General features: G+C 58.2%; 28 protein-coding genes and 1 riboswitch. Of the genes, 15 read left to right on the top strand and 13 right to left on the bottom strand.

Going from position 1 to position 26,835, the window contains the following annotated elements; genetic code table 11:
- The first annotated feature begins 52 nt into the window (after nucleotides 1-52).
- The 6 genes from COL8621_RS12860 to COL8621_RS12835 all read left to right on the top strand — a co-directional run bounded on the left by COL8621_RS12860 (nucleotide 53) and on the right by COL8621_RS12835 (nucleotide 5,029).
- Nucleotides 53-748: a GntR family transcriptional regulator gene (locus COL8621_RS12860; RefSeq protein WP_093968575.1), complete on the top strand. Its 696-nt coding sequence runs from the start codon at nucleotides 53-55 to the stop codon at nucleotides 746-748.
- 41 nt (nucleotides 749-789) lie between these two features.
- Nucleotides 790-1,227, top strand: coding sequence for a type II 3-dehydroquinate dehydratase (gene aroQ / locus COL8621_RS12855; protein WP_093967733.1), 438 nt, complete (start codon nucleotides 790-792; stop codon nucleotides 1,225-1,227).
- Nucleotides 1,224-2,261: a Gfo/Idh/MocA family protein gene (locus tag COL8621_RS12850; RefSeq protein WP_093967732.1), complete on the top strand. Its 1,038-nt coding sequence runs from the start codon at nucleotides 1,224-1,226 to the stop codon at nucleotides 2,259-2,261. Before aroQ ends, COL8621_RS12850 begins: the two co-directional genes overlap by 4 nt.
- Before the next feature lie 134 nt (nucleotides 2,262-2,395).
- Complete coding sequence (locus COL8621_RS12845) at nucleotides 2,396-3,166, top strand: aldolase/citrate lyase family protein (RefSeq protein WP_093968574.1); 771 nt, start codon at nucleotides 2,396-2,398, stop codon at nucleotides 3,164-3,166.
- 65 nt (nucleotides 3,167-3,231) lie between these two features.
- A riboswitch (FMN riboswitch) is annotated at nucleotides 3,232-3,364 on the top strand.
- A 78-nt stretch (nucleotides 3,365-3,442) separates the two neighbouring features.
- Entirely contained in the window at nucleotides 3,443-3,880 is a 438-nt protein-coding gene (locus COL8621_RS12840) for a 6,7-dimethyl-8-ribityllumazine synthase (RefSeq protein ID WP_093967731.1), read from the top strand.
- A gap of 3 nt (nucleotides 3,881-3,883) precedes the next feature.
- A complete protein-coding gene (locus tag COL8621_RS12835; protein ID WP_093967730.1) occupies nucleotides 3,884-5,029 on the top strand; it encodes an iron-containing alcohol dehydrogenase in 1,146 nt (381 codons plus the stop codon).
- Here COL8621_RS12835 and COL8621_RS12830 read toward each other — a convergent pair.
- The 5 genes from COL8621_RS12830 to COL8621_RS12810 are packed head-to-tail and all read right to left on the bottom strand — an operon-like array spanning nucleotide 5,026 to nucleotide 11,943.
- Nucleotides 5,026-8,235, bottom strand: a complete 3,210-nt coding sequence (locus COL8621_RS12830) for a reductive dehalogenase (RefSeq protein ID WP_093967729.1) — start codon at nucleotides 8,233-8,235, stop codon at nucleotides 5,026-5,028. The genes COL8621_RS12835 and COL8621_RS12830 overlap by 4 nt on opposite strands.
- A gap of 30 nt (nucleotides 8,236-8,265) precedes the next feature.
- Complete coding sequence (locus COL8621_RS12825) at nucleotides 8,266-9,462, bottom strand: endonuclease/exonuclease/phosphatase family protein (protein ID WP_093967728.1); 1,197 nt, start codon at nucleotides 9,460-9,462, stop codon at nucleotides 8,266-8,268.
- Nucleotides 9,459-10,427 (bottom strand): threonine ammonia-lyase, encoded by a 969-nt coding sequence (locus tag COL8621_RS12820; RefSeq protein WP_093968573.1) that lies wholly within the window; start codon nucleotides 10,425-10,427, stop codon nucleotides 9,459-9,461. Before COL8621_RS12820 ends, COL8621_RS12825 begins: the two co-directional genes overlap by 4 nt.
- Nucleotides 10,428-10,435: 8 nt before the next feature.
- On the bottom strand, nucleotides 10,436-11,260 hold the full coding sequence (locus tag COL8621_RS12815) for an alpha/beta fold hydrolase (RefSeq protein ID WP_093968572.1): 825 nt from the start codon (nucleotides 11,258-11,260) through the stop codon (nucleotides 10,436-10,438).
- The gene (locus tag COL8621_RS12810; protein WP_093968571.1) at nucleotides 11,257-11,943 is read right to left on the bottom strand and encodes a haloacid dehalogenase type II; all 687 of its coding nucleotides are present in this window, start codon (nucleotides 11,941-11,943) and stop codon (nucleotides 11,257-11,259) included. The genes COL8621_RS12815 and COL8621_RS12810 overlap by 4 nt, the downstream gene beginning before the upstream one ends.
- Nucleotides 11,944-12,046: 103 nt before the next feature.
- On the opposite strand from COL8621_RS12810, the gene COL8621_RS12805 reads away from it, so the two are divergent.
- The 3 genes from COL8621_RS12805 (at nucleotide 12,047) to COL8621_RS12795 (ending at nucleotide 13,643) form a co-directional block, all read left to right on the top strand.
- Nucleotides 12,047-12,433, top strand: a complete 387-nt coding sequence (locus COL8621_RS12805) for a VOC family protein (RefSeq protein WP_093967727.1) — start codon at nucleotides 12,047-12,049, stop codon at nucleotides 12,431-12,433.
- A gap of 108 nt (nucleotides 12,434-12,541) precedes the next feature.
- Nucleotides 12,542-12,970, top strand: a complete 429-nt coding sequence (locus COL8621_RS12800) for an FKBP-type peptidyl-prolyl cis-trans isomerase (RefSeq protein WP_093967726.1) — start codon at nucleotides 12,542-12,544, stop codon at nucleotides 12,968-12,970.
- 70 nt (nucleotides 12,971-13,040) lie between these two features.
- Entirely contained in the window at nucleotides 13,041-13,643 is a 603-nt protein-coding gene (locus COL8621_RS12795; protein WP_093967725.1) for a hypothetical protein, read from the top strand.
- On the opposite strand, the gene COL8621_RS12790 is transcribed toward COL8621_RS12795, so the two are convergent.
- The 5 genes from COL8621_RS12790 to fabA all read right to left on the bottom strand — a co-directional run bounded on the left by COL8621_RS12790 (nucleotide 13,640) and on the right by fabA (nucleotide 17,619).
- Complete coding sequence (locus COL8621_RS12790; RefSeq protein ID WP_093967724.1) at nucleotides 13,640-14,419, bottom strand: metalloprotease; 780 nt, start codon at nucleotides 14,417-14,419, stop codon at nucleotides 13,640-13,642. The two genes, COL8621_RS12795 and COL8621_RS12790, sit on opposite strands and share 4 nt — an antisense overlap.
- A 91-nt stretch (nucleotides 14,420-14,510) precedes the next feature.
- The gene (locus COL8621_RS12785) at nucleotides 14,511-14,927 is read right to left on the bottom strand and encodes a VOC family protein (protein ID WP_093967723.1); all 417 of its coding nucleotides are present in this window, start codon (nucleotides 14,925-14,927) and stop codon (nucleotides 14,511-14,513) included.
- A gap of 121 nt (nucleotides 14,928-15,048) precedes the next feature.
- Nucleotides 15,049-15,837 carry an enoyl-ACP reductase FabI gene (locus COL8621_RS12780; protein ID WP_093967722.1) on the bottom strand — a complete coding sequence of 263 codons (789 nt, stop codon included), beginning with the start codon at nucleotides 15,835-15,837 and terminating at the stop codon, nucleotides 15,049-15,051.
- Nucleotides 15,838-15,843: 6 nt separating this feature from the next.
- Nucleotides 15,844-17,073 (bottom strand): beta-ketoacyl-ACP synthase I, encoded by a 1,230-nt coding sequence (gene fabB, locus COL8621_RS12775; RefSeq protein WP_093967721.1) that lies wholly within the window; start codon nucleotides 17,071-17,073, stop codon nucleotides 15,844-15,846.
- Between the two features lie 36 nt (nucleotides 17,074-17,109).
- On the bottom strand, nucleotides 17,110-17,619 hold the full coding sequence (gene fabA, locus COL8621_RS12770; protein WP_093967720.1) for a bifunctional 3-hydroxydecanoyl-ACP dehydratase/trans-2-decenoyl-ACP isomerase: 510 nt from the start codon (nucleotides 17,617-17,619) through the stop codon (nucleotides 17,110-17,112).
- A gap of 177 nt (nucleotides 17,620-17,796) precedes the next feature.
- Between fabA and irrA the strand changes: the two genes are divergently transcribed.
- Nucleotides 17,797-18,213, top strand: coding sequence for an iron response transcriptional regulator IrrA (irrA, locus tag COL8621_RS12765; RefSeq protein WP_093967719.1), 417 nt, complete (start codon nucleotides 17,797-17,799; stop codon nucleotides 18,211-18,213).
- 82 nt (nucleotides 18,214-18,295) lie between these two features.
- Here irrA and COL8621_RS12760 read toward each other — a convergent pair whose 3' ends face one another.
- The 3 genes from COL8621_RS12760 to COL8621_RS12750 form a co-directional block, all read right to left on the bottom strand.
- Nucleotides 18,296-18,853: a hypothetical protein gene (locus COL8621_RS12760; RefSeq protein WP_093967718.1), complete on the bottom strand. Its 558-nt coding sequence runs from the start codon at nucleotides 18,851-18,853 to the stop codon at nucleotides 18,296-18,298.
- Nucleotides 18,854-19,072: 219 nt separating this feature from the next.
- Entirely contained in the window at nucleotides 19,073-20,116 is a 1,044-nt protein-coding gene (locus COL8621_RS12755; protein ID WP_093968570.1) for a fatty acid desaturase, read from the bottom strand.
- A gap of 198 nt (nucleotides 20,117-20,314) precedes the next feature.
- Nucleotides 20,315-21,181: a glycosyltransferase family protein gene (locus COL8621_RS12750; protein WP_093967717.1), complete on the bottom strand. Its 867-nt coding sequence runs from the start codon at nucleotides 21,179-21,181 to the stop codon at nucleotides 20,315-20,317.
- Between the two features lie 130 nt (nucleotides 21,182-21,311).
- On the opposite strand from COL8621_RS12750, the gene miaB reads away from it, so the two are divergent.
- The 5 genes from miaB to lnt all read left to right on the top strand — a co-directional run bounded on the left by miaB (nucleotide 21,312) and on the right by lnt (nucleotide 26,821).
- Entirely contained in the window at nucleotides 21,312-22,637 is a 1,326-nt protein-coding gene (gene miaB / locus COL8621_RS12745) for a tRNA (N6-isopentenyl adenosine(37)-C2)-methylthiotransferase MiaB (RefSeq protein ID WP_093967716.1), read from the top strand.
- A gap of 233 nt (nucleotides 22,638-22,870) precedes the next feature.
- On the top strand, nucleotides 22,871-23,881 hold the full coding sequence (locus COL8621_RS12735) for a PhoH family protein (RefSeq protein ID WP_093967714.1): 1,011 nt from the start codon (nucleotides 22,871-22,873) through the stop codon (nucleotides 23,879-23,881).
- Nucleotides 23,874-24,380 (top strand): rRNA maturation RNase YbeY, encoded by a 507-nt coding sequence (gene ybeY / locus COL8621_RS12730; RefSeq protein ID WP_093967713.1) that lies wholly within the window; start codon nucleotides 23,874-23,876, stop codon nucleotides 24,378-24,380. Before COL8621_RS12735 ends, ybeY begins: the two co-directional genes overlap by 8 nt.
- 37 nt (nucleotides 24,381-24,417) lie before the next feature.
- A complete protein-coding gene (locus COL8621_RS12725) occupies nucleotides 24,418-25,308 on the top strand; it encodes a hemolysin family protein (protein ID WP_093967712.1) in 891 nt (296 codons plus the stop codon).
- Nucleotides 25,309-25,312: 4 nt separating this feature from the next.
- A complete protein-coding gene (lnt, locus tag COL8621_RS12720; protein ID WP_093967711.1) occupies nucleotides 25,313-26,821 on the top strand; it encodes an apolipoprotein N-acyltransferase in 1,509 nt (502 codons plus the stop codon).
- Nucleotides 26,822-26,835: the final 14 nt, after the last annotated feature.

The raw sequence follows: 26,835 nt of genomic DNA, 5'->3' as shown, positions 1-26,835 counted from the left end.
TAATCGATTTTGGACGCAAGACTTGGCGCAGACGCGAAGAAAGATCGGTGATATGGGCGACCAAGGCCAGAAAAACCCGACGGGCCGCAAGGCGACGATCGCCAGCAGGGTGTCCGAGGACCTGCGCGAGGCGATCTTGGGCGGCAAGCTGAAACCCGGAAGTAAGCTAAACCTTGATCAGCTTCGCAAACAGTATCAGGTCTCTCTTTCCCCAATGCGCGAAGCGGTTTCCCGGTTGGTGGCCGATGGGTTGGTCGAATTCGAAGACCAGTGCGGCTATCGCATCATTCCCGTTTCGATGACACGCCTGCAAGAGATCACAAAGCTGAGGTCAGAGATGGAGCCGCTGGCGCTGAGCCTTTCAATCGCGAATTCCGATCTGGATTGGGAAAGCGATGTTCTGGCCGCGTTGCACCGCGTGAACAAAGCAATAGCCGAAGGTGACCCACCCCACGGCGGGGCTGAATGGGCCGCTGCGCATTCCCACTTTCATGCTCAGTTGGTAAAAGGCTGTGATATGCCTTTGTTGATCAATTTCTGCTCTGTCCTGCACCGGTTGAACGACCGCTATTTGCGTATGTTCAGCGCGGGGGACTCTGACAACCGAAACATCGCCGACGAACACAGCGCCATCGCCCACGCCGCCGTGGCGGGCGAAACGAAGGCGGCTTGCGACCTGATGCGAATTCATATCGAAAGAACCGGAACCCACCTTGCCACGCGCCTTGCGGCAGCGTTGCACGAATAGCGGCACCCAAAGTGCCCCCGCCAAGTCAAAGGACCCGAAGCATGAGCAAAACTGTCTATATCCTAAACGGCCCGAACCTGAACCTGCTGGGCAAGCGCCAGCCTGAAATCTATGGCCATGACACGTTGGAAGACGTAGAGGCAAATTGCCGGAAGGTTGCGGGCGAATTCGGGCTGGATTGCGTGCTGATGCAATCCAACCACGAGGGCCAGATTATCGATTGGGTCCACGAAGCGCGGGAAAAAGCTGCGGGGATCATCATCAATCCGGCGGCTTTTACCCATACGTCGGTCGCCATTCTGGATGCCCTAAACGCATTCGAGGGGGCCGTGATTGAGGTGCATATTTCGAACGTGCACAAGCGGGAAAGCTTCCGCCACCATTCCTATGTCAGCTTGCGCGCGGATGGCGTGATCGCGGGCTTGGGCGTCGAAGGTTATGCGCTGGCAATGCGCCGCATGGGCAGCCTGTTAGCATGACGTCCCCGATCCGGATTGCGGTCGCCGGTGCCGGGCTGATCGGAAAACGCCACATCGAAGCGATTGATGCGGTGTCCGAGGCCACGTTGGCCTGTATTGTCGACCCTTCGGATGCTGGGCGCGCGGTGGCATCGGCACGCGGTACCGCGTGGTTTGCCAGCTTGTCAGAAATGCTTGATGCGAAAGTTGCAGATGGCGTCGTGCTGGCCACGCCAAATCAGGTGCATGTCGACAACGGCCTTGAATGCGTGGCGGCCGGCATTCCGGCCCTTGTCGAAAAGCCGTTGGCCACCGATGTCGCCCAGGCTGAACGGTTGGTTGATGCGGCCAAAGCTGCCGGAGTGCCGTTGTTGGTTGGCCATCATCGCCGCCACAACCCGCTTATTCAAACCGCACGCGCCGCGATCGATGAAGGCAAGCTTGGCACAATCACTGCGGTGCATGGGCAGTGCTGGTTCTTTAAGCCGGATGACTATTTCAACGTCGACTGGCGGCGGGCAAAGGGCGCGGGTCCGGTGTTTTTGAATATGATCCACGACCTTGATCTGCTGCGCTATCTCTGTGGTGAAGTCACAAGTGTGCAGGCGCTTGAAAGCAACGCCATACGCGGAAACGAGGTGGAAGAAACCGCCGCGGTTCTGTTGAAGTTCGCGAATGGCGCATTGGGAACCATGACCGTGTCCGACACCATCGTTGCCCCATGGAGCTGGGAGCTGACGGCGCGTGAAAACCCTGCTTACCCGGCACATAACGAAAGCTGTTACATGATCGGGGGCACACGAGGTTCCATTTCGTTGCCTAACTTGACGATCTGGCAGAACCAAGGAAGCCGTGGCTGGCACGAACCGCTGAGCGCAACCAAAACCCCGTTCGGGTTTGAAGATCCCCTGATCCGTCAGATCCGCCAGTTTGCGGCGGTCATTCGCGGCGAAGAAGAACCGTTGGTATCGGGCGAAGAGGGGCTGAAAACCCTGCGCTTGATCGAAGCGGTCAAACAATCCGCAGCGACGGAACAGACGGTCATGCTAGATTAAATCCTAATTGCTCGGCCCACCGTCTTATTCAGGGTGGCGCTTTTGCAAAAGCTGGCGATAGTCTCGTTCAGATATTTTAGCATATGAGTCGCCTGCGAATGGTCTTTTCGCTGCGAATTCAAAAAGGACATCCGATGAAAAACCTCGAAAACCGTTTCAAAACCCGACTGAAAGCAGGCGAGCAGCAGATTGGGATTTGGAATTCGCTGCAGGGCAACGCGACGGCCGAAGTGTTGGCAACTTGTGGTTTTGATTGGATGCTGATCGACACGGAACATTCCGCGATGGACGTGATCGACGTTCTGCCCGCGCTTCAATCGGCGGCGGCCTATCCAGACTGTGCTGCTGTTGTGCGACCGGCATCGAATGATCCTGTTCTGATCAAGCGCCTGTTGGACCTTGGGGCGCAAACTTTGCTTATCCCTTATGTTCAATCGGTGGCCGAAGCGGAGGCCGCCGTTAGCGCAATGTCGTATCCACCCAAAGGTATTCGGGGTGTTGCTGGGCTGACCCGTGCCAGCCGCTTTGGTACAATCGACAACTATGCGACCGAAGCGGAAAAAGAGCTGTGTCTTTTGGTTCAAGTAGAAACCCGCGCGTCGTTGGATGCGTTGGAACACATCGCGTCGGTTGACGGTGTGGATGGCGTGTTCATCGGCCCCGCCGATCTGGCAGCCAGCCTTGGCCATCCCGGCAACCCAAACCACCCCGAAGTGGTCGCCGCGATCGAAGGTGCCTTTGCACGGCTTAAGAAAATTGGCGTGCCTGCGGGCATTCTGACCCTGAACCGCGATTTTGCCCGCCGTTGCATCGAAATTGGCACCACTTTCACCGCTGTGGGCGTTGATCTGGGCCTGTTGATCGACGCGGCGAACGATCTGTCCAAAGAGTTCGCACAGAACTGACTTAGCGTTTTTTGCGCATGCCTCTTTTGGCCTATTGCCAAGGGGGGCGAACTGCTTTTAGGTCAAGCCGTTCTCGGGGCGGGGTGAAATTCCCCACCGGCGGTTATAGTCCGCGAGCGCCCTTGCCGATGTAAGGGGTCAGCAGAGCCGGTGAAATTCCGGGACCGACGGTTAAAGTCCGGATGGAAGAGGATGGTCAAAGCGGTTTGCGTCAGCGGACCGTGTATGGCCGTTTGACGCTCTGGGACCTTGTCGCTGCTTAAAGGGAAGGTTCCTATGACTGACACATTGAAGATCGCCTTTGTTAAGGCGCGTTGGCATTCCGACATCGTTGATCAGGCCCTTGTGGGTTTTGAGGCGGATATGAAATCCGCAGGGCGTGCCGTTGAAATCACCGCCTATGATGTGCCGGGCGCGTTTGAAATGCCGCTGCTGGCGAAAAAGCTGGGCGAAAGTGGAAAGTTCGACGCAATCGTCGCCGCCGCGCTGGTGGTTGATGGCGGCATCTATCGCCATGATTTCGTGGCGCAGGCTGTCGTGACGGGCCTGATGGATGCGCAGATGGCGACGGGGGTTCCGACATTCTCGGTCTCTCTGACGCCGCACCATTTCCAACCAAGTGAAGAGCATACAAGCTTTTACCACGCGCATTTCGTAAAGAAGGGCGCAGAGGCCGCGCATGCCGTGCGGTTGGTTGCTGATCTGGACGTCTAAAAAATGACCCACCCCGCCTTTTCGTTTCTGACCGCTCAGGAAATTCGCTTTGGCCGTGGAACGGCGGGCGAGGCTGCCAAGCGGTTGGCCGGAATGGCGGGGCGGGTTTTGTTGGTACATGGCGCATCGGGCGCGCGGGCCGCATGGCTGCGCGACGCGTTGGTCGCCGAAGGCGTTTCTGTCACCAGCTTTGCCTGTGCCAGCGAACCAGACATGGCCCTGATCGAAGCGGGCGTTTCGGCGGCGAAAGAGGCCGCTGTCGGCGCGGTTGTCTCTCTTGGTGGTGGCGCGGTGATTGACGCGGGTAAGGCGATTGCCGCCCTTGCACCTGCCACACGCCCCATGCTGGACCATCTGGAGGTGGTCGGCAAAGGGATGCCCCTTGAAGCCGCGCCATTGCCGTTCGTCGCGATGCCAACAACATCCGGCACCGGGGCCGAGGTGACAAAGAACGCTGTGATTGGCGTGCCAGAAGTCCGGCGCAAGGTTTCCCTTCGTGACAACCGGATGCTGCCCGATCTGGCGATCGTCGATCCGGCGCTGACGGATGGATGCCCCCGTGCAATCACACTGGCCAGTGGGCTGGATGCGGTAACGCAGGTGATTGAACCTTATGTCTCGACCAAGGCGAACCGGCTGACGGACGCGCTGTGCCGGGATGCCATTCCCCAAGGGCTGCGTGCTTTGCGCAAGTTGATGGAAGCCGAAGACCCCACCGCCCGCGATGACCTGTCTTGGGTCAGCTTATGTGGGGGTCTGGCGTTGGCGAATTCCGGGCTTGGTGCGGTGCATGGTTTGGCAGGCGTGATCGGCGGGATGGCCCCTGCGGCGCATGGCGCGGTTTGCGGCGTGTTGTTGCCCCATGTCCTGTCGGCAAACACCGCCCGCGCGCATGGTCAAAGCGCCGAACGTTTGGCCGAAGTCACCGCGTGGATTGGCGCGGCGTTTGATGCGGATATGGCAGATGCGGTTGCCGTGTTGGCCGACTGGTCAGCGCAGGCGGGTTTGCCCTCGCTGGGGCAAATGGGCGTTCAGCGCGCAGATTTACGCGCCATAGCCGAAGCATCAGGCGCGTCGTCGTCCATGAAGGGCAACCCGGTTGCATTGTCGGCGGAGGAACTGACCGTGATCCTGCAGGCCGCGTTCTAAAGATCGACCTCGACCACGCCGCCCTCCTGCGCGGCGCGGGATTGGCACAGGATGATTTCGTGTTCGCGCTGCGGTTTGGACAGAACAAAATCGCGGTGTTCGACCTTGCCAGAAACAAGCCCGCATTTGCACACCCCACAAATGCCATCGCTGCATTTCACATCCACATGCACCCCGTTTTCGGCCAACACGTCGGTTGCTGACTTATCCGCGGGCACGTGGAATTCGTGCCCCGACCGTTTAAGGCGCAGGGTGAAAGGGTGGTTTTCGTATTCGGGCTGTTCGGGGACGTTGAAATATTCAAGGTGCTGCGCATCCTCGGGGAAACCTTGGCGGGTCGCGGCCTCTGTGACACCCTTCATGTAACGATCTGGCCCACAGGTATAAACGTGCCAGCCGGGTTGATACGCGGCCAACACCGCATCCAGATCTGCGCGGGAGTTTTGATCGGAAAAGTGCAGGCTAACCCGATCCGACCATGGCGCATTCGCCAGTTCATCCAGATATCCAGCGGCGGCTTTGTGGCTGGCGGAATAGTGCAGCTCAAAATCCTGACCCAAGGCGTGCAGGCGATGGGCAAAGGCGATCATCGGCGTGATCCCGATGCCACCGCCCATCAGGAAGGTCTTGGTCGCGGCCTCGTTCAATTCGAAATGGTTGATAGGCTTGGATATGAAAACCTTACGCCCTTCGGCGAAGATGCGATGCATAAGGGCTGATCCGCCGCGCCCCGCATCCTCGCGCAAGACGCCGATCTGGTATTTGGAGCGATCCGCTGGATCACCCGACATCGAATATTGGCGCAGGTATTCCGGCGCGACGACGATGTCCAAATGCGCCCCAGCGGTCCATTCAGGCAAGGGCGCGCCATCCAAGGCGGTGAATTCGTATTTGGTAACATCCGGCGTCATTGGCTGAACCTTTGACACCTGAACGCGAATGACGGGTGCGTCGCCCGGCACGCGGTATTCGTGAATGTGCCCGATTTCACCGCGCTCTAGCCGCAGCTTGTATTCCTTGGCCGTTATCATTGCCTGATAGGCTTCGATCCCGGCCTCGCGATCCATCGGGAACGGATAGGGCCGCGGATGCGGGGCCAATGGCGCGGGATAAACCGCAAGGGTTTGATCCTGATACTTCAGGTCCAGATCGCGTTGCAGCCCGCGCCGGTTCACGGGCTTTTCGGTCGGGCGGTACGCGCCGTCGTCGTGCAATTCCAGATCCCACCACCATTTCTTGGTGTCGTTTAGCCCGCCGTTGCCCACCGCATCGTCCAACTTTGCCAGAACCGGCGCGGCGGCGGGGATGTTCATCGCCGCCCAACGGAACGGAGCCTCGGCGAACAGTCCTTCCAAATTCCAAGGGCAGGTTTTCATGCACCGCCCGCACATCGCCCCGCCTTCGGTGGTGATGCGATAGGTGGCGCATTTCTGACTGTCGGATTTCCAGATTTCATAGCCGTTGAACATCAGCTTCGGCCCGGCGGTGATCGCCCCCGATGGGCATTCCCGTGCGCATTTGTTGCAGCTTTCGCAAAACCGTTGCAGGCCGAAATCGATGGGTTTGTCGTGGGCCATCGGCATGTCGGTTGTCACCACGCCGGATTTCAGGCGCGGACCAAGGTAGGGGTTTAGGATTACCTCTCCGATGCGGCTGACCTCTCCGAGTCCACTTAGCAGCAGAAGGGGCGGTTGCAGCACCTCTCCGTCCATCACCGAATGGGCCTTGGCGGAATAGCCAAGGTTGCGGATTTGTTTGGCGATCACGCCGCCCAGCAGGGAAAACCGCAGATAGGCGCGCATCGATTGGGCGACGCTGATCCAGTCGTCCCCGCTTGCGCCCTCCATCGTTTCATAGCCTTGGTCGATGATCATGCTGATGGCCTGATCATGGGGTGGGTCGATGGGGTCCCCCGCCGCATCGTGCGAATACCACGCCCATTCGGGACAGCGGGAAATGCCGACCGCATCAACGCCAAGGAAATAACTGGCCGCTTTGACATTGTCGGCATTGCGCTGTGCATCCGTGGGGCGGGGGCCGTCGGCGGGCGGGCCGTCCTGCAACAGCACAAACGCGCCAAGCGCGCGGCGCTGCGCCATCGACGGGGCGGCCTTGCGGGCGTAATGGCCCCCCTTGGCACCATCCTGAAGCGGTTTGCCCATGTCACCGAATTGCGCCCGCGCGAACATATCGGCCCGCTTTGGCACGCGGGCCACGCGGGGCTCGTCGATGAAGGTTGTTGGGGTTTCGACACGCTTCAAACGCTCAAACGGGTGGGCGCCGTCAACGTATCGGCGTTTGGCATACGGGTCGCGGTTCAGGGCATTCTTGGCAAAGCCCGCGCCCAGCCACCAAGCGGGGCCTTTCGTCTTGAACCATGGCTGATCGCCCATGGGGGCCAGCGGCGCATCAACGCCAAGGGGCAGGGTGGTCGTGACTACGGCAACGCCGAACCCGGTGCCGATATAGGGGGCGACCAGTTCCCCGTTTTCAACCGTCGCCAGCCCGGCCGCGACGGTTAGACGGTTCAGGTCAACATCCGCCGTCGTGGCTGTGTGCGCGCGCGCCAGATAGCCCAGCAGACGAAGGTAGTTCGCAACCACCGTTGCCGTTTCCGTGGCCCGCAAACAGGCGCGATGGTCTTGCGCATCTGTCAGCCAGTCAGCGCCGGGTTCGTCAGCGTCTGGCGGGCGGTGGTGTTCATAAAGAAAGACAATCGCGAAGGTGTGGCCATTCAAGGAAGTCGGCGGCGCCTCCATCGACTCTTTCAAATCGGCCATGATCATGTCGATACCCGATGCCAGCGTTTTGGTCTGGCGGGTGCGCAAATCATGGGCCAGTGCGTCAATTCCCGGGTTGCGATAGGGGGTATCAAGAAACGCTTCGCCCGGAATGGCGCAACAGCCCACCATCGACGCATCGGAAAAGTACCCAAACGCCTTAAGGTGATCGGCGCGGGCCTTTGGGTCGTCGGGGATCGCTGCCTTGGATTTGTTCACCAACCCATCGCGGATCGCATCCATCATCGCCTGATAGTCGCCCATCGCGTTGACCAGCGAATGAGGCGTGTTCAGCCGATGAAAATCAAGCCGCGCAGTCGCCGGTACTTTCCCCAGATCAGGCATTCGCACGCGCGACAAACGCTCAAGCGGATAGGGGCCCAAGTGAACCGGGCGATCCTTGTCCGAAAAAAAGCGAATGCCCACAGCCTCTCCCTTTCGTACCCCAAAGGGGGCTTAGTCTGGATCGTTCATCCGGAAATGGGCCATGATCTGCCCGTGATCCGATGCCAGCTTGTTATAGGGTGCTTCGGGGTGTGACCCATCGGTCAGGTGATCGTTGAAGACCGAAAAATACTCCATCTCGCCGATCCGCTTTTCATAATCGGGGTGGAAGTGGCGCGACATCATGATCTGGTCGATGCTTTCGAACACCCCCCCAAAGGCCGAGGTATAGACCATATCGCGCAGGGACTTGCGCACGAACAGCCGTTCGGCCGAATGCAGACGGACGCGCTCAACGCTTTCCTTGATCTGTTTGGCTTCTTCTTTGGAGTAACGGTCATTGGCGGCTTCGGCGTTGTGACGGCGCATCCAGGCATAGTTGCGGAATGGGGCCTCTCCGGTGATGATCTCGGTCGATACGGCGTTTTCGCTGTCGTTGAAATCGCCCAGCACCATGACCGGGTGCCCGTGGTTCAGTTCTTCGACGATCAGCTTGCGCAGAACCCATGCTTCGGCCATGCGGCGCAAACCGGCGCGTAACGACCCCATGGCACGCCCTTCGGGGTCATAGTGCAGCAGGTCAACCTCGGGCGAATAGCGTTCGCCGTGGGGGCGGATGAATTCGCCCAGCTTTGATTTCAGGTGGCAGTTGAACACGGTAATCACGCGCCCACCCACCGGGATACGCACTTTCAACAGCGGGCGCGACAGGCGTTTGACGGTGTAATTGCCCGCGCCGCCGCCGCCCAGATGGTGGAACGGGATCTGCAACGGTGGATCAAGCTGTTGGATCACCTCTGGCTCTGACGAAAACCCGAACCGCGACAGGATCGCCAGACCCGGGCGGCGTTCGCCGGGGCCGCTGTCTGACAGGTTCGGTGCAAAGGCAAGCGCGGCGTCGCTGTAGGGGGCATAGGCCAGCTTGCGAAAGATCGCCTTGCGGGCATAGCGTTTGGAACGGTCCGGCACGCTTGCCTCGTTCGAGGCAATCCCGCGTACGTCAGCTTCGGCGATGACTTCGCGCAGGGCCTCTTCTTCGAAGATTTCCTGAAACCCGACGATATCGGCGTCCATCGTCATGACCTGATCGGCCAGCCAATCCTGTTTCCATGCGAATTCTTCGGGGGTGTATTCTTCGAACCGGTAATATTCCTTTTCGGCCCCAATCAGGTTTTTGACATTAAAACTGGAAATCGTGAATTCGGTCATGCGCCGTCTCCGTATTCCGCCAAGGCGGTTCTGAACATTTCTGCATCTACATTGCCGCCCGAGGCGACGGCGATCACTGTGTCGCCTTCGATTTTATCACCATGGTACAAAGCAGCCGCCAAAGCGACCGCGCCGCCGGGTTCCAGCACCAGTTTCAGCCGGGAAAAGGCGGCAGCCATGGCGCGTTTGGCGTCTTCTTCCGTCACCAATAGGCCCGGCCCGCAAAGGCGGTACATGATCGGAAAGGTAATCTTGCCCGGTTGGGGAGAGATCACCGCATCGCAGATATTACCCGTCAGTTGCGTGTTGTGTTCGATCTGCCCGGATTTGAGGGATCGTGCGACATCGTCGAACCCCACAGGCTCAACAGGGCGGGGGCGCAGGGTGGGGGCCTTCGCCTCTAAGGCCAGTGCGATGCCTGACGTCAGACCGCCGCCACCGCAACAGATCAGCACATCGGTGTTTTCGACGCCAAGGGCGGCGGCGTCTTCGGCAATCTCTAACCCTGTGGTGCCTTGACCGGCGATCACCTGCGGTTCGTCGAAAGGTTTGATCAGCGTCAGGCCGCGTTCGGCGGCAAGTTTTGCCCCGATGGCATCGCGGTCTTCATGGGCCCGATCATAAAGCACGACCTCGGCCCCTAGGGCGCGGGTGTTGTTGATTTTCAGTTTTGGCGCGTCCGATGGCATGATGATCACCGACGGAACGCCATGTTCGCGCGCCGCGTAGGCAACGCCTTGGGCGTGGTTGCCCGATGAAAACGCGATTACACCTTTGGCGCGTACATCTTCGGGCAGGGCCGACACCGCCGACCATGCGCCGCGAAATTTGAATGACCCGGTGTGTTGCAGGCATTCGGGTTTCACAAACACCCGCCGCCCTGCGACTTCATCCAAGAACGGCGAAGACAGCAACGGCGTGCGCCGCGCCTTGCCGCGCAGCCGTTTGGCTGCGGCTTGGATCATGTCGATGTTCACGCGAACTGCTTTATGAAGGCGCGGATGGCCTCGATCGCTTCGGGTTCATCCAAGAACGGAATGTGGGCGCGGTCGGGTACTTCGGCGTGGATCATCCCGGGGTGGCGTTTGGCCATATCGGCGGCAACCTCGGCAGATAACAAATCAGAATTCGCGCCACGGATAAGCGCCACAGGTTTATCGGCAAGCGCCGCGAACAGCGGCCAAAGGTCGGGCTGTTCGCCGTTGAACGCCTCTAAGAACGCGTCCCGCAGGGCTGGGTCATAATTGATCTTCATGCCCTCTGGCGTTTCGACGTAGTGCTTTCGCGCCTCCTCCAGCCAGCGGCCTTCGGGAAGGTTGGCGAACCCGTCCATCATCCGTTCCATCGAGGCCGCGACGCTTTCATAGCTGCCAGAGGAAGGGTTGCGACCGACGTAGTCGAATATCCGTTCCAGCCCGCCACGTTCGATCACTGGGCCGATGTCGTTCAGGCATAGGCCCGCCACGCGATCCGGCGTGCCAACGGCAAGGCCCATCCCCACAAGCCCCCCGCGCGAGGTGCCAAGGATGGGCACCGCGCCAAGGCCCAGATGATCCAACAGCTGGATGGCATCCTGCGCCTCGCGCGGGACGTTATAGGTTTCTGCCCCGGTCCAGTCTGACGCGCCGCGCCCGCGATAATCCATGCAGATCATGCGCACGCCATCCAGATGCGGGGCCAGATAATCAAAATCCGTCGCGTTGCGGGTAAGCCCGGCAAGGCACAGCAACGGCTGCCCGTTTCCGGTATCGCGAAAGGCGATCTTTGCGCCATCGTCAGCGGTGAAGAATTCCATCAGACCCTCGATGCTAGTTCTGGGATTGTGGTTAGGTCGCTTAGTATGTGCGCGGGCACCCATGGCAGGCGATCCACCGGTTCGCCTGCGCGGTTAACCCATGCGGTGATAAAGCCGTATCCAGTCGCCGCGCCCGCGTCCCACCCATTGGACGACACGAACAACACCTGATCCTTGGCGCAACCAAACCGCTTGCCGACAAGGTCATAGACCGACGCGTGGGGCTTAAAGACACCGACGCTTTCCACCGATAAAACATCGTCCAGCACGTCGCCCACGCCTGCGGATTGCACCGCGCCGTCCAGCATGTCGGGGGAACCGTTGGACAGGATCGCCGTGTTCATCCCGGCGGCCTTTAGGCGGGCCAGCATTTCTGGCACCTCGGGGTAGGCGGACAGTTCCCAATAAAGCGCCAGCAGGCGTTCGCGCAGGGCGGCATCGGACAGGCCCGCTGCCTCCATCGCCCAATCAAGGCCGTTTTGGGTGACCTCCCAGAAATCGGTGTGATCGCCTGTCACCGCCCGCAGCCATGTGTATTGCAACTGTTTCAACCGCCAGTCGTTCGCCAGCTTGGGCCAGATGCCTTTCAATGCCTCGTTTCCGGGTTCGGCGGCGGCCTCGCGTGCGGCGGCGGTGACATCGAACAGGGTTCCGTAGGCATCGAATACACAGGTGGTGATGGTCATTGTGGCCTCCCTTTGTGCGGAGCTTTGCACAGGTGGGGCGAAACAGAAAACCCGCAATTCGTAGAATCGTGTATGCTTGGCCCTGTATTTTGAGGAGAGAATTATGTCTGACAATCACGGCAAGGTCTGGTGGACCGAATTGATGACCCGCGATGTGCCCGCCGCGCTTGAATATTACAAAACCACATGCGGCTGGACGATCAGCGAACAGCCAATGGGTAAGATGACCTATTACATCGCGATGCAGGACGGAAAGCCGACCGCAGGCCTTATGGATATCGGCGCGACGGATATGCCACCTGAAACGCAATCCTATTGGCTTAGCTATTTTGCCGTGGATGACGTGGACGCGGCGGTTGCCCAAACTGAAAAGATCGGCGGGCGGGTCCATCAGGCCCCGTTTGACATTCCGGGCACCGGGCGGATCGCCATCGTATATGACCCTGCCGGGGCGATGGTTGGCCTGATGACGCCAGAGCCAATGGACTAACGGCTTTACACCAGCCTCAGGTCTTTTAGGTTTGCACAACGCTCAGAGCACCTGCGCAAGCATCGCGCGGCCTCTGCAAATTCATTCATCACACCAAAGAGAGACGCGATGACCCAGGTAAAATCGGGCGACACAGTTCGCATTCATTACACCGGCACCTTGGCCGATGGCACAACCTTTGACAGCTCTGCCGGGCGCGACCCGCTGGAATTCACTGTTGGTTCCGGCCAGATCATTCCGGGCCTTGATAAAGCCATCCCCGGCATGACCGCTGGTGAAAAGAAGACTGTCGAAATCCCATGTGGCGAAGCTTATGGCGACCACAACCCAGACGCCAAACAGGCGATCCCACGCGCACAGGTTCCTGCAGACCTGCCGTTGGACATCGGTACCCAGCTTCAGATGCAATCCCCTGATGGGCAGGTAATGCCGGTGACTGTTGCCGAAGTGACGGAAGAACATGTCGTGCTGGACGCCAACCACCCGCTGGCTGGCAAAGACCTGACCTTCGCGTTCGAACTGGTCGAAATCGTCTGACCCAAATCATTTTCCCGGCCTTGGCGATGTGCTTTCCTTTTGGGATCACATGCGCAGAAAGGCCGGGATTATGGAAACGCAGCGCCAGAAGATTATTCAGCGCATTCACGAACTTCAGGACGCCCTGAAAGACGAGATAGAAGAGCGCCGGGCAGAGTTTCGGTATCGCGTCGAACAGCGCCGCGTCGTGTTCGAAGAGGACATGCGCCGTTCCCATCGCGAAGCGCGCGAAAGCCTGCGCAGTTTTCTAAGCCGCGCCCGGCCGATGGTTATACTGACCGCGCCGGTGATCTATTCCCTGATTATTCCGTTTGCCTTGCTGGATCTGTTTGTCAGCATCTATCAGGCGATCTGTTTTCCGGTCTACGGCATCGCGAAGGTGCGGCGGGGCGATTACATCGCCATTGACCGACAACACCTTGCCTATCTGAACGGCTTACAAAAACTGAACTGCACCTACTGCGGCTATTGCAACGGCTTGGTCGAATATGTGCGCGAGGTTGCCAGCCGTACAGAGCAATACTGGTGCCCCATCAAACATTCACGCCGGTTGGCCGACACGCACGCGCGGTATGATCGGTTCACGGATTTTGGTGATGCCGAAGGGTATCGCTCTACTTGGATGAAGCTGCGCGATGAAATGGCAAATGATCAGCCCCCTAAGCAGGGTTAAAGAAACCACAGGATCAGCCACAGCCCGCCCACGAAATGCGCCGCAGCGGTAAAGAAATACGCCAATGCCGCCAGAAACGCGTGCATCCGTTTCATTGGGCGTTGAACCGCGTCCAGATGAGTCATGGAATAGATGCTTTGCGCGCCGAACACCGCGAAGATCAACAGCGGCGTTGATTGCATCGCGACGGCAGCGGCGGCAAGGGCCGCGCTCATCAAGACGGTTAGGGCACGGGCGCCGCTGGGCCAGAATGCATAGGTCATGTTGCGCGTCATGCGCCCGCCATCCAGCGGCCAGAAGGGCAAAAGGTTGAAGAAGTTCAACGCAGCCGTGACAGACCCGAAGGTATAGAAAAAGTCCGCCACGGTGTAGGAATACGGCTCTGCCACCTCGGCCAGAACGAAGGACAGCACCATTGGGGCAAGGCAGATGGCAGGGCCCATCAGGGTGATGAAAAAGTCCTCGCCCTGACTGTCGGGGGCGCGATCCGAAATCGCAACGCCACCCATCAGCGGGATCAGGCGGAACCGTGCATCGTGATGCCCGCAAATGCGAAACGCAGCGACGTGCCCGAATTCGTGAAGCATGATGGATAGAACCAAGGCCAGCCCGTACATCGGGCCCCAGAAAAAGGCTGCGGCAGCGAAGGCAAGGCCGCCAAGGGCGAAGCCCTGAAAATCAAATCCGGCAACAGCCATTTGCCCCGATGGGGTCAGGCCGCCGCGCAGCGAATAAAGGGTCAGTGCACAAAGGGCGATTGAAAATAATAAAACCATGGATAATCGGCTAAGCGACCAATGTGTCGCGAAAGTGGCTTGTGGGCCAAACGCTCAGATGGGTCTCTTTTGTTGCGAGGGCGTCACAGGGTTAGTCGTCTGGCGCTGCGGGGGCCGCGTCAAAATCCATCCACATCGGTTCAAACACGTTGCCATCAGGGTCGGTGAACGTGCGGCTATACATGAACCCCATGTCCTTGGGCTCTTTGGGCTCTGCCCCTCCGGCGTCCAGTGCGGCTTGTGTAATTGCGTCCACCGCGGCGCGGCTGTCACGCGACAGTGCGATCAGTACGCCGGTTTCCTTCTTCGGATTGCACACGGGCAAGGTCGCAAAACCGGCGAATTTTTCGCGGGTCATGATCATCAAGAAAATCGTTTCCGAGATAACGACGCAGGCGGTTTTTTCGTCGCAAAAGTGTTCGTCAAAGGCGAAGCCAATCGCGCTGTAGAACGCACGGGCCTTTTTCATGTCAGTGATAGGTAAATTGATGAAAACCGTCTGGTCCATCGGAAAACCCCTTTTACACACTTACAAAAGGGAGAATGGCCCGAACCGGACAAAAAGAACAAGAAATTTTGGCCGGAACGCGGATTTCAAGAATGGGGCCACCAAGGCGGCCCCGTTCGTATTACAGGTTTTCGGGCTGCGGCATGCCCAGAACGTGTACGCCACCGTCGACCATGATGATCTCTCCGGTGGTGCAAGCGCCTTGCTTAGAGGCCAGATAAACCGCAGTGCCGCCGATCGCCTCCAGCGTCGCATTCTCACGCAGGGGGGCGTTCGCTTCGGTATAGCGGAAAGTCTTGCGCGCGCCACCGATGGCTGCGCCAGCCAGCGTTTTCATTGGACCCGGTGAAATCGCGTTCACCCGGATGCCATCGCGGCCAAGGTCGTTGGCCAGATAGCGTACGGCGCTTTCCAATGCCGCCTTTGCCACGCCCATCACGTTATAGAACGGCGTTACCCGGTTCGAACCCGCATAGGTCAGCGTGATGATCGACCCGCCTTCGGGCATCAATTCGGACGCGCGCCGCGCCACATCGATTAGCGAAAAGCACGAGATGCTGAGAGAGTTTTTAAAGTTCTCGCGCGAGGTGTTGATGAAACGCCCCGTCAGTTCGTTCTTGTCGGAAAATGCGATGGCGTGGACGACGAAATCAATCGTCCCCCACTTTTCCTTTAGCGCGGCAAATGCCGCATCCATCGACGCGTCGTCCGTTACATCGACATCAACCAAGAAGTCGCTGCCAACGCTGGCGGCCAGCGGTTCAACCCGCTTACCGAACGCATCGCCCTGATAGGAAAACGCCAGCTCGGCGCCTTCTTCGGCCAGCGCCTTGGCAATGCCCCAAGCGATTGAGCGTTCGTTCGCGACGCCCATCACAAGGCCGCGCTTTCCCTTCATCAATTCAGGCATGAAAGATCATCCGTTATATTTGCTCATCAAAAGCGTGGCGTTGGTGCCGCCAAAGCCGAAGCTGTTGGAAAGAACGCTGTCCAGTTCCACGCCTTCGCGCAGTTCGGTCACGATTTCCTCGGGCTTCAGTTCGGGGTCAAGTTCGGTGACGTTGGCCGAAGCCGCGATGAAATTGCCGTTCATCATCAGCAGCGAATAGATGGCTTCGTGCACACCTGTCGCGCCCAAAGAGTGGCCTGTCAGCGATTTGGTCGAAGCAACGGGTGGTGTGCTGCCTTCGCCAAAGACGCGGCGCACGGCCTTCATTTCGGTCACGTCACCCGCAGGTGTCGATGTGCCGTGGGCGTTGATGTAATCAACCTTGCGGCCTTCGGGCAGGGTGGACATGGCCAGTTTCATCGACCGTTCGCCGCCTTCACCGGATGGGGCAACCATATCGTGCCCGTCGGACGTTGCGCCGTAACCGGTGACTTCGCCGTAAATCTTGGCACCACGTGCCAGCGCGTGGCTTAGTTCTTCCAACACGACAACACCGCCGCCGCCAGCAATCACAAACCCGTCGCGCGTGGCGTCAAACGGGCGCGAGGCAAGCTCGGGCGTGTCGTTGTATTTGGAAGACATCGCGTTCATCGCATCAAACAGGCAGGACAGGGTCCAATCCACCTCTTCGCCACCACCGGCAAAGACGATGTCTTGTTTGCCCATCTGGATCTGCTCTACACCGTTGCCGATGCAATGCGCAGAGGTCGAACAGGCCGACGTGATGGAATAGTTAACGCCCTTGATCTTGAACGGAGTCGCCAGACAGGCAGACGTGGTGGACGACATGCAGCGCGTCACCATGAACGGGCCCATGCGTTTTGGGCTGCCTTTTTGGATGACCGTGTCGAACGCCGTAAAGAAGTTCGATGTGGACGGCCCACCGGACCCCATGATCAGGCCAGTGCGTTCGTTTGAAACATCGCTGTCTTCCAGGCCGGAGTCGTTGATCGCCTGTTCCATCGCGATGTAGTTATACGCCGCACCGGGGCCCATGAACCGCAGCTGCCGCTTGTCGATGTTTTCGGCAAGGTCGATCTGGGGCACACCCGCGACCTGACTGCGGAAGCCGTGTTCTTTGTACTGCTCTTCGGCGGTGATGCCAGAGCGGCCAGCACGCAGGCTGGCTTCGACTTCTTCGGCGTTGTTTCCGATCGGCGATACGATCCCGATCCCGGTAATGACGACGCGGCGCATGGGGACGCTCCTTATATTGTATGTCCGAATGAAGCCTTAGCTTTCGGAAAGTGCGACTTTCATGTCTTTCACTTGATAGATCACTTCACCATCGGCTTCGACCCAGCCATTGGCGACGCCCATGGTCAGGCGGCGCGTTTGAATGGCTTTGGTGAAGTCCACGTGATATCTAAGCATCTTGCGATCTGGGCGCACCATGCCGGTCAGTTTGACTTCGCCAACACCCAGCGCGTATCCGCGCCCTTGCCAGCCGCGCCAGCCAAGGTTGAAGCCAGTCAACTGCCACAGGCCATCAAGGCCAAGGCAGCCGGGCATGATTGGGTTGCCGGGAAAGTGACATTCGAAGAACCATAGGTCCGGTGTGATATCGAATTCAGCGACGATATGGCCTTTTCCGAACTCACCGCCATCTGCGCTGACGTCGGTGATCCGATCCATCATAAGCATGGGGGGCGCAGGCAATTGCGGATTGCCGGGGCCGAAAAGCTCCCCGCGCGCGCATTTCAAAAGGTCGTCTTTGTCAAAGCTACTCGGAAAATCGGCCATTCAGCCTTGCCCCTTTTTCGTTCGTGATCGTTGTCCCAACCCCTCTACCATCGCCCATAACGGGCATGCAATAGCTGCGAAAGGGGGGCGGGTTATCTGCCTGCGACCGAAATTCAATTGAAACATAGGCACAACAGGGCTTATATACAGCCCATACAGATGATTGGATGCAGGCTGATGACGCCACAGGCGATTGAGCGCGGAACAGATTGGTTGGCAAGTGCCGGGCTGCGCCCGACACGGCAACGCGTTGCGCTGGCATCGCTTCTGGTGGGCGATGGGCGCCACCGCCATGTCACAGCCGAAAGCCTGTTTGCCGACACATCCGCATGTTCCGAGAAGGTGTCGCTTGCGACCGTCTATAACACCTTGCGCGCGTTCTGCGATGCGGGGTTGATGCAAGAAGTCATGGTGGATGGTTCGAAAAGCTATTTCGACACCAACACCCACGACCACCCGCATTTCTTCTGGGAAGATGACGGCGAACTGACCGACGCGCCAGCGGACAAGCTGCAAATCACCGGCCTGCCCGACGCGCCCGAAGGGGCTGAGATCGCCAAGGTTGACGTGGTGATCCGACTGCGCCGGACCTAAAGTCCGTTCCTTTAATCGAGATTGTCTAACAGCGTCGGCCCACAGCCGAGTCTGACGATGGGCCGCGCCAATTGGTGCAGGTTTATTCCTCGGCGAGCAATAGCCCTGTAATGCGCTGTCCCGGCGGGATTTGACAGAACACGTTGTAGGTAAAGAAGCCGCCCGAGCTTGTGGCCTTGGGCACGCTGAGATTTGTTCTGCCGCCACCGATGCCGGCGCGGGCGACAAGACTATTGCCGTTGTTTGCTTCGTCAATTCGTTTCAACGTAAAGCCGTGAGGAGAGCCAGAAACCGGATCACCGAACCTGTTGGAAATGCTGATGTTACATGTGATCGCTGGCGAGCATGTTTCGTTTTCTTGTGCTTCAGCACACTCCGGATCCATGCCCTGGACAAAGACCCTTGAGATATCGTCGTCGTGATGTTCGCGGATCAGCGGGCAAACGACCCTAAGGCTTCCCGAGGTTCCCTTGTTGCTGACCCAGCCAAACTGCGAGATGCCCATATTAGAGCGGCTCGTGTTTTCAGAGGCGCTCCAGTACTGACATATGGTTCCGGGGTAATATTTGCCGTCTTCAGCATGTGCTGTATGGGCTGTGGACAACAAAGTTAGTGCAGCTGTTAAAATAAAGTACCGCATATTTTTCACCAAAAATTACTACTACAATAAGTGAAACTATAGCTGAAAAACGCTTGGATTTGCAGGCCAGCGTGGCGGGACGTAGCGTCCAACTGTCTATCCTGCAGAAACATCAGCCTTTTTTGACCGATGGTTTTTGCGCCCTCGTCAGGATGTCGGGGGCAAAAGGTTAGTCCCAGATAGAAAAAGGGGCGCATAAAAGCGCCCCGGATTTCTGTCTTATAGCGCGCCGTGTAATGCGCGGGCTTGGCGGAACGAGAGCAGCCGACGCTCTTTTTCACACCATAGCTGCAACTTCACACAGGCGAAGCTTTCCATGATCGTAAGGCGCTGTGCCTCGGCCAGTGTGGCGTGGTCGCGCAGAACCTCTGTCAGGCGATAGAACGGGATGCGGCTGTAAAGGTGGTGTACGTGATGAACGCCGATATTCGCGGTAAGCCACTGCAGCACTTTAGGCATCACATAATGCGAACTGCCGTGGAGGGCGGCGTCATGCAGCTGCCAGTCTTGGTCTTGGTCCCAGTGGGTTTCTTCGAACTGGTGCTGTACGTAGAACAGCCAAACGCCAATGGATGCTGCGATAAGTGTGGTCGGCAGGAAGATCAGCAGAACCGGCATCAGGCCACCGAAATAGATGATACCGGCGATGATTGCGGCAAGGGCAATGTTGGTGCCCATTGCGCTGACCCAATATTGCCAACCGGCGCGCATGAAACCAAGCGGCAGGCGGTTTTGAATGACAAAGATATACGCAGGGCCGATCACAAAAAGCACGATCGGGTTGCGATACAGCCGGTAACCAACGCGCCCCCAGAACGAAAGGGCCCTGTATTCGTTTACGGTCAGGGTGTGGATGTCGCCCATGCCGCGCTTATCAAGGTTCCCAGCCGCCGAATGGTGAATCGAATGCGACCGCCGCCAAACGTCATAGGGGGTGAGGGTCAGCACACCAAGGGCGCGGCCAACCCAGTCGCTGACATGGCGATTGCGGAAAAACGCGCTGTGGCCACAGTCATGCTGGATCGCAAACAGGCGCACCAAGAACCAGGCGTTCATCGATGCGATGGCAAAGGCCAGCAGGTAACTGACCGACAATGCCCACCATGCAATCGCCCAAAGGGCAAAGAATGGAACCATCGTCACTGCGATTTCGAAAACACTGCGAAAGTGGTTGGGTTCGCGGTATTTGGCGAGGACTTGAACCCACGCGCGCGCAGAGGCTGCGGTTGGGTTGAAGGTTTTGGGGTCGTTGATAAGTGTCATACGGCCTTCGTTTTTCTTAGTTTTCAAGTCGGATAAACTAACACCGCTTGTTTGCAAGTATTTTGGCGTGGGAATGGCCGAATAGTGTTAAAAATCCTACTCGGTTGCCCTGCTGGCTTAGCTCGAAGATGGGTTTACACATTCACATTACAATATCAATTGGAACGATGGTGGCAGGGGAAATTACCAAAACGCTTGTCAAAACCATTGCCCCGGCTCCATCAGGCCAAGGTCAAGAAGTTGCTGCGACCCCCACTCAAACTCGACCGAGTTATGCCACTTGAAGGTCGAGATGTCGAACGAAGATCCCGCGTTGGTTTTCAGGGCCTTAGCCGTTCTGAACGAACAGATGGCCGCCGTCAGGTTGTGGTGCCACGGGCAGGCGTAGGTGTTGTATTCTTCATCGTTGAATGTGTGGTCGTCTTTCAGTTCCAGCCCCGGTTTTGCGACAAAAAGTGCGATCCGGTCGATTTTGCGCCGGGCGAAGGGAACATGTTCTTCAAACCGCCATCTGAGACCACCGTAGAAATCAAGCTGGCGTTCTTTTTGCTCATCGGTATCGGGGTCTTTGCGGCCCAAGGCGTAATATCCCGACCGATCGATCAGCGCTGTTTCCAACGAAACCGCGTTGGGGTGCTGCTCTAGGTCGGCGGCGTAAAGGTCGATGACATAGGTCACCATCGCCGCGCGCCGTTCTTCGGTATGAAAGGCAAGCATTTCGCCGATCGTGCGGGTTTCGCAAAACGGGAAGAACAGGAACTCTGTGTTGTAGCAGTAATAAAGCCACTTATCAGGTGCCGCCGGAATGATCTTGTTCATGGCATAGAGGAAACTGCCGTCACGATGCACATCCATGGTGACGCAATGTACCCGTTCTGCAAGATCCAGAGGCAGCTCCAGCTCTGACGGAGCGAGGAGAACGACCGAAGCAAAGCCAAGGTTAAGGTGATGCCGTATGGTTGCCTCGACCTCGACCAGATCTTCGATGCAGATAATCGCGATTGGGCCCTTGGCCAGCGCCGCCGCGCCGTTTGCCAGAAAATCGCTTATCCCGCTGTAGTTCATCCTAGGCCCTTGTTGTTCCCGCGCTAAATGGCGCCATCGGAAAATCCAGTATATCGGATGGTATTGCAAGCGTTGCGGGCAGGCGCGCGTTTGTGTAGGACGCGAGGCTTAAGAAAAGGGCGCGAGTATCATGTCTGATCCGAAGAAATTGTTCATCAAGACCTATGGCTGCCAGATGAATGTCTATGACAGCGAACGCATGGCCGAGGCGCTGGGCGGGTCGGGCTATGTGCAAACTGAAACCGCAGACGATGCGGACATGATCCTTTTGAACACCTGCCACATCCGCGAAAAGGCGGCTGAAAAGATTTATTCGGAACTTGGCCGGTTGAAGGGGCTAAAAACGTCGAACCCTGATCTTAAAATCGGCGTTGCAGGATGTGTTGCGCAAGCCGAAGGGCAAGAGATTATGCGCCGCCAGCCGGCGGTTGATTTGGTCGTTGGTCCGCAAAGCTATCACCGCTTGCCCGAGATGGAGGCGAAGACGCGTGAGGGGGCCAAAGCTCTCGACACTGACTTCCCCGAGGAAGACAAATTCGAACACCTTGCCAAGCGACCCAAAGCCAGCCGCGGCCCAACCGCGTTTCTGACGGTTCAGGAAGGGTGCGATAAATTCTGCGCCTTTTGCGTTGTGCCCTATACCCGCGGGGCCGAGGTAAGCCGCCCCGCCGAACGCGTGCTGACGGAAGCGCGCGATCTGGTTGAACGTGGTGTTCGTGAAATTACGCTGCTTGGTCAGAACGTTAACGCCTATCACGGGGCAGGGGCCGACGGCGATTGGACGCTGTCCAAACTGATCCGCGAGCTTGCTAAGATCGAAGAGTTGAAGCGCATTCGTTTCACCACTTCGCACCCGAACGACATGGATGACGACCTGATCGCGGCGCATGGCGATTGTGAAAAGCTGATGCCCTATCTGCATCTTCCGGTGCAATCTGGCAGCGATAAGGTGCTTAAGGCGATGAACCGCAAGCACACCGCCGAGGAATACATCCGCCTTATCGAACGCTTCCGCGAAGCGCGCCCAGACATCCTGTTGTCGGGCGATTTTATCGTGGGTTTCCCCGGTGAAACGGATCAGGATTTTGAGGATACATTGGCTTTGGTCGAAGAGGTTCGTTACGGCCAATGCTATTCCTTCAAATACTCCACCCGTCCGGGTACCCCCGCGGCAGAGCGTGAACAGGTGGACGAAGATGTTAAGGGCGAACGGCTGCAGCGTCTTCAGGCGCTGCTGACGCGCCAGCAGGTGGAAATTCAGAACAGCATGGTCGGCCGCGAGGTTGGCGTATTGTTTGAAAAGCAGGGCCGCCTTGATGGGCAGTTGATCGGCAAGTCGGACTATTTGCATGCGGTGCATGTTCAGGCGCCGACCGCGCTGTTGGGCACTGTCGCACGGGTGCGAATCAGCGCGTCGTCAACGAACTCTTTGGCTGGTGACCTGATCACCGATTAAGGCGGGATCGCTTCGCGCGGTGGTCAGACGTGGCTGATTTGGGAAACGGGGCAGGGCGTTCACTGATCTGTGCGCTGGTCTTATCTTGCGAAATTTACTGCTGAAAAACCCTGCAAATCGGCGTTCACGTCGCCTTTTTTGTTTCAATTGCGTGAAACCTTGCTGCTATCGCTTGCGTATTCGCGCATTGATTGCCACCATATCTATGTAGGCTTTAACAAACGGAGTCTTTTTTGGGCATCAACGCTCTGACCCCCCCGCCGAACAGCGAAGCAGTTCATGAAACTCTTTTGGAGTTCCCTGATAACCGCCTTCTTATTGATCTTTGCGGCGAATTTGACCGCAACCTCGCACAGGTCGAACATAAGCTTAGTGTGAACATCATTCGCAGGGGCAACCAGCTTGCCGTTGTGGGCGATGGCGATGCGCGCGGGCAGGCCGCGGCGGTTTTGCAGCAACTCTATGCGCGTCTGGAATCCGGTAAAACGGTCGATGCAGGCGATATCGACAGCGCCATTCGGTTGGGCGACTCTGGCGATGGGACCGGCACACGTGACGGTGACCAGCTAGAGATGTTTAAAGGCGGTCAGGTCGAGATTAAGACTCGCAAAAAGCTGATCGAACCCCGCACCGAAGCGCAGAAAGAATACGTTCGTTCATTGTTTACCAACGAATTGGCGTTTGGCATTGGGCCTGCGGGTACGGGTAAAACCTATCTGGCGGTTGCTGTTGCGGTGAACATGTTCATCGGCGGCCACGTGGATAAGATCATCCTGTCGCGCCCGGCTGTCGAAGCGGGCGAACGGTTGGGCTTCCTTCCCGGTGACATGAAGGAAAAGGTCGATCCCTACATGCAGCCGCTTTACGACGCGCTGGGGGATTTTCTGCCGGGCAAACAGGTTGCCAAGCTGATCGAAGAAAAGCGGATCGAGATTGCGCCGCTGGCCTTCATGCGCGGGCGGACCTTGGCGAATGCCTTCGTTGTGCTGGACGAGGCGCAGAACGCCACCACTATGCAGATGAAAATGTTCCTGACGCGCCTTGGCGAAGGGTCACGGATGGTCATCACCGGGGACCGCACACAGGTTGACCTGCCGCGCGGGGTGAATTCTGGCTTGGCCGATGCGGAAAACCTGTTGAAAGGGATCGACAAGATTTCATTCAATTACTTCACCGCGAAAGATGTGGTGCGTCATCCGCTTGTCGCCGCCATCATCGAGGCGTACGACAAGGCCGATGCCTGACCTCGTAGAAACGTTAATAGAAGATGATCGTTGGTCCGACGCGGGGTTGCCCGCGTTGGCCGAACAGGCGTGCCGCGCCACGCTTGCGCGGCTGGACCTGACGCCGGATCAGTTCGAAATCAGCCTTCTGGCCTGTGACGATGCGCGTATTTCCATTCTGAACGCGGATTTTCGCGGAAAGCCCTCTGCGACAAATGTGCTTTCTTGGCCCGCTGATGATTTGGCCGCCGAAGACGACGGCGGCACGCCCGAACACCCTGAAACAGGGTTCGAAGGAATGCCCGAAGAGCTGGGCGACATCGCGATTGCCTTTGAAACATGCACCCGCGAAGCACAGGAGCAGGGTAAAGCGTTTTCAGCGCATGTGACCCATCTTTTGGTCCACGGGTGCCTGCATCTGTTGGGTTATGACCACATTCGCGAGCAGGATGCCGCTTTGATGGAAGGTTTAGAGGTAGAAATACTTGCAACCTTGGGGCTTGCAGACCCATATGGATAGGTACGGGCGATCAAGCCCGGTTTTTTGGTAAGGAACGATGGGCGAAGAGACCGACGGCTCGTCTATGGCAGCGCAAAGCGCGCCAGTGGACGAAGAAATGAAACAGAGCGGCTTGTTCGGTCGCCTGATCAAGGCGTTTAACGCCACAGAAACTCAAGACGACAGCGAAGAGCAGGTCAGCGATCCGATCTCTGGTGTTGCAAGTGCGTCGGTGCCTTTGGGCATGGGCAACTTGCGCCGGATGCGGGTCGAAGATGTGGCGATCCCGAAGGTCGAGATCGTGGCAGTGCCTGCCGATATTTCAAAGGATGATCTTGTTAAGGTCTTCCGCGAAAGCGGTATGACGCGCCTGCCTGTGTTTGACGGTACGCTGGATACGCCGATTGGGCTTATCCACCTGAAAGACGTGGCGCTGAAGCACGGGTTTAACGGGGCCAGCGGCAAATTTGCGCTGAAACCGATGGTGCGCCCATTGCTGTTCGCGCCCCCGTCGATGCCGATTGGGGTTTTGTTGCAGAAGATGCAAAGCGAACGCATGCACATGGCGCTTGTGATCGACGAATACGGCGGCGTTGACGGGCTGCTGACCATCGAAGACCTGATTGAACAGGTCATCGGTGAAATCGAAGATGAACATGATGTCGCCGAAGGCAATCCTTGGTTTGAGGAAAAGCCGGGCTGCTATCTGGTGCAAGCCCGCGCGCCCTTGGACGAGTTTGAGGCCGCTGTCGGCCAGAAGCTTGTGGATGCCGAAGACGAGGAAGAGATCGACACCCTTGGCGGTTTGGTCTTCATGTTGACCGGTCGCGTTCCTACGCGTGGCGAAGTCGTGCCGCACGAAAGCGGTGCCGAGTTCGAAGTCGTCGATGCCGACCCACGGCGCGTTAAGCGCCTTCGCGTGCGTTTCCCCGAGGCGCAGGAAAGCTAACGTCATGCATCCGCGCCTGACTTCGCTGCTTGACGGGCAGGCGCGGGGGCCGACCTTGGCGGTCGCGTTTGCTGCCGGAGTATTGGCGGCATCAGGCCAAGCCCCCTTTAACATCTGGCCGCTGGCGTTATCCGCGCTGGCGGCCTTGATCGCACTGGTGCTACCTGCGCAATCACCGGGCAAGGCGGCGCGGATCGCTTGGCTGGGCGGGGCCGGATATTTCGCGGCCGCGCTGATTTGGATCGTACAGCCGTTTCTGGTGGATATACCCCGCCATGGTTGGATGGCCCCATTCGCACTTGCACTGATGGGGTTCGGAATGGCGCTGTTTTGGGCCGGTGCGTCTTATGCAGCGACTTGGCTGGCAACAGGGCGGATGGCCCGCGCGTTCGCTTTGGTCGTTACGCTGACCTTCGCGGAAATGCTTCGCAGCTATGTTTTTACGGGGTTTCCCTGGGCTTTGATCGGGCACCTTTGGATTAGCACGCCGGTGATGCAGCTTGCATCGTGGATTGGCCCGCATGGATTAAGTCTTGTGGCGCTGCTGACGGTTGCGTTGCCGCTGGTATTGGGCTGGCGCGGTGCCGTTGCCGCGCTGTGTGTTGTGGCCGGATCATGGGGATTAGGCGCTGCGCAATTGGCAAAAACGATGCCAGAGCGCCCTGATGCACCGATCGTGCGCCTGTTGCAGCCTAACGCGCCGCAGCATCTGAAATGGCGCGATGACATGATCCGCGTGTTCTTTGAACGGCAGTTGGAATTCACAGCCCAGCCCAGCGCGAAGAAACCCGATCTGATCGTGTGGCCTGAAACGGCCGTGCCATATCTGCTGAACAATGCGGAACCGGTATTAAAGATGATGTCAGAGGCAGCAGGCGGAACGCCGGTTGTTTCTGGTATTTTGCGGCGCGACCGCGGCGCGTTGCTGAATTCACTGGTGGTTATTGGCCCGGACGGAGGCATCGACGACCTTTATGACAAACACCACCTTGTGCCCTTCGGTGAGTTCATCCCGCTAGGGGATTTGTTCGCCCGAATGGGCATATACGGCCTTGCCGCTAATAGTTCCGGTTTTGGCGCGGGTACTGGGGCGGCGGTGTTGGACCTTGGCAAACTGGGTATCGTGCTGCCGCTTATTTGCTACGAGGCGATCTTTCCTCATGATGTGAACGCGCCACCAGAGCGTCCGGATTGGGTTTTGCAGATCACCAACGACGCGTGGTTCGGTACCTTTTCGGGCCCGTATCAGCATCTTGCTCAGGCGCGGCTGCGTGCGGTTGAACAGGGCCTGCCTGTTCTGCGTTCTGCCAATACGGGTGTCTCGGCGGTGATTAACGCGCGGGGTCGTGTGCTGAGTGAACTGCCGCTGAATACGGCGGGGCAGCTGACGGTGGCCGTGCCCGCAGCCCTTGCGCCAACGGTCTATTCGCGCACAGGCGACTGGCCGGCGCTGATCATCCTGATTGTTGCACTTGCAGCACTTGTGACGCAGCGGCGCAAGAATTCCCGTTGACCGCTGTGCATACG

This window comes from Actibacterium lipolyticum (assembly GCF_900184935.1).
Lineage (GTDB): Bacteria > Pseudomonadota > Alphaproteobacteria > Rhodobacterales > Rhodobacteraceae > Actibacterium_A > Actibacterium_A lipolyticum.
The sequence above is the reverse complement of the archived record's forward strand: the minus strand, read 5'-3'. Positions and strand labels throughout refer to the sequence as shown.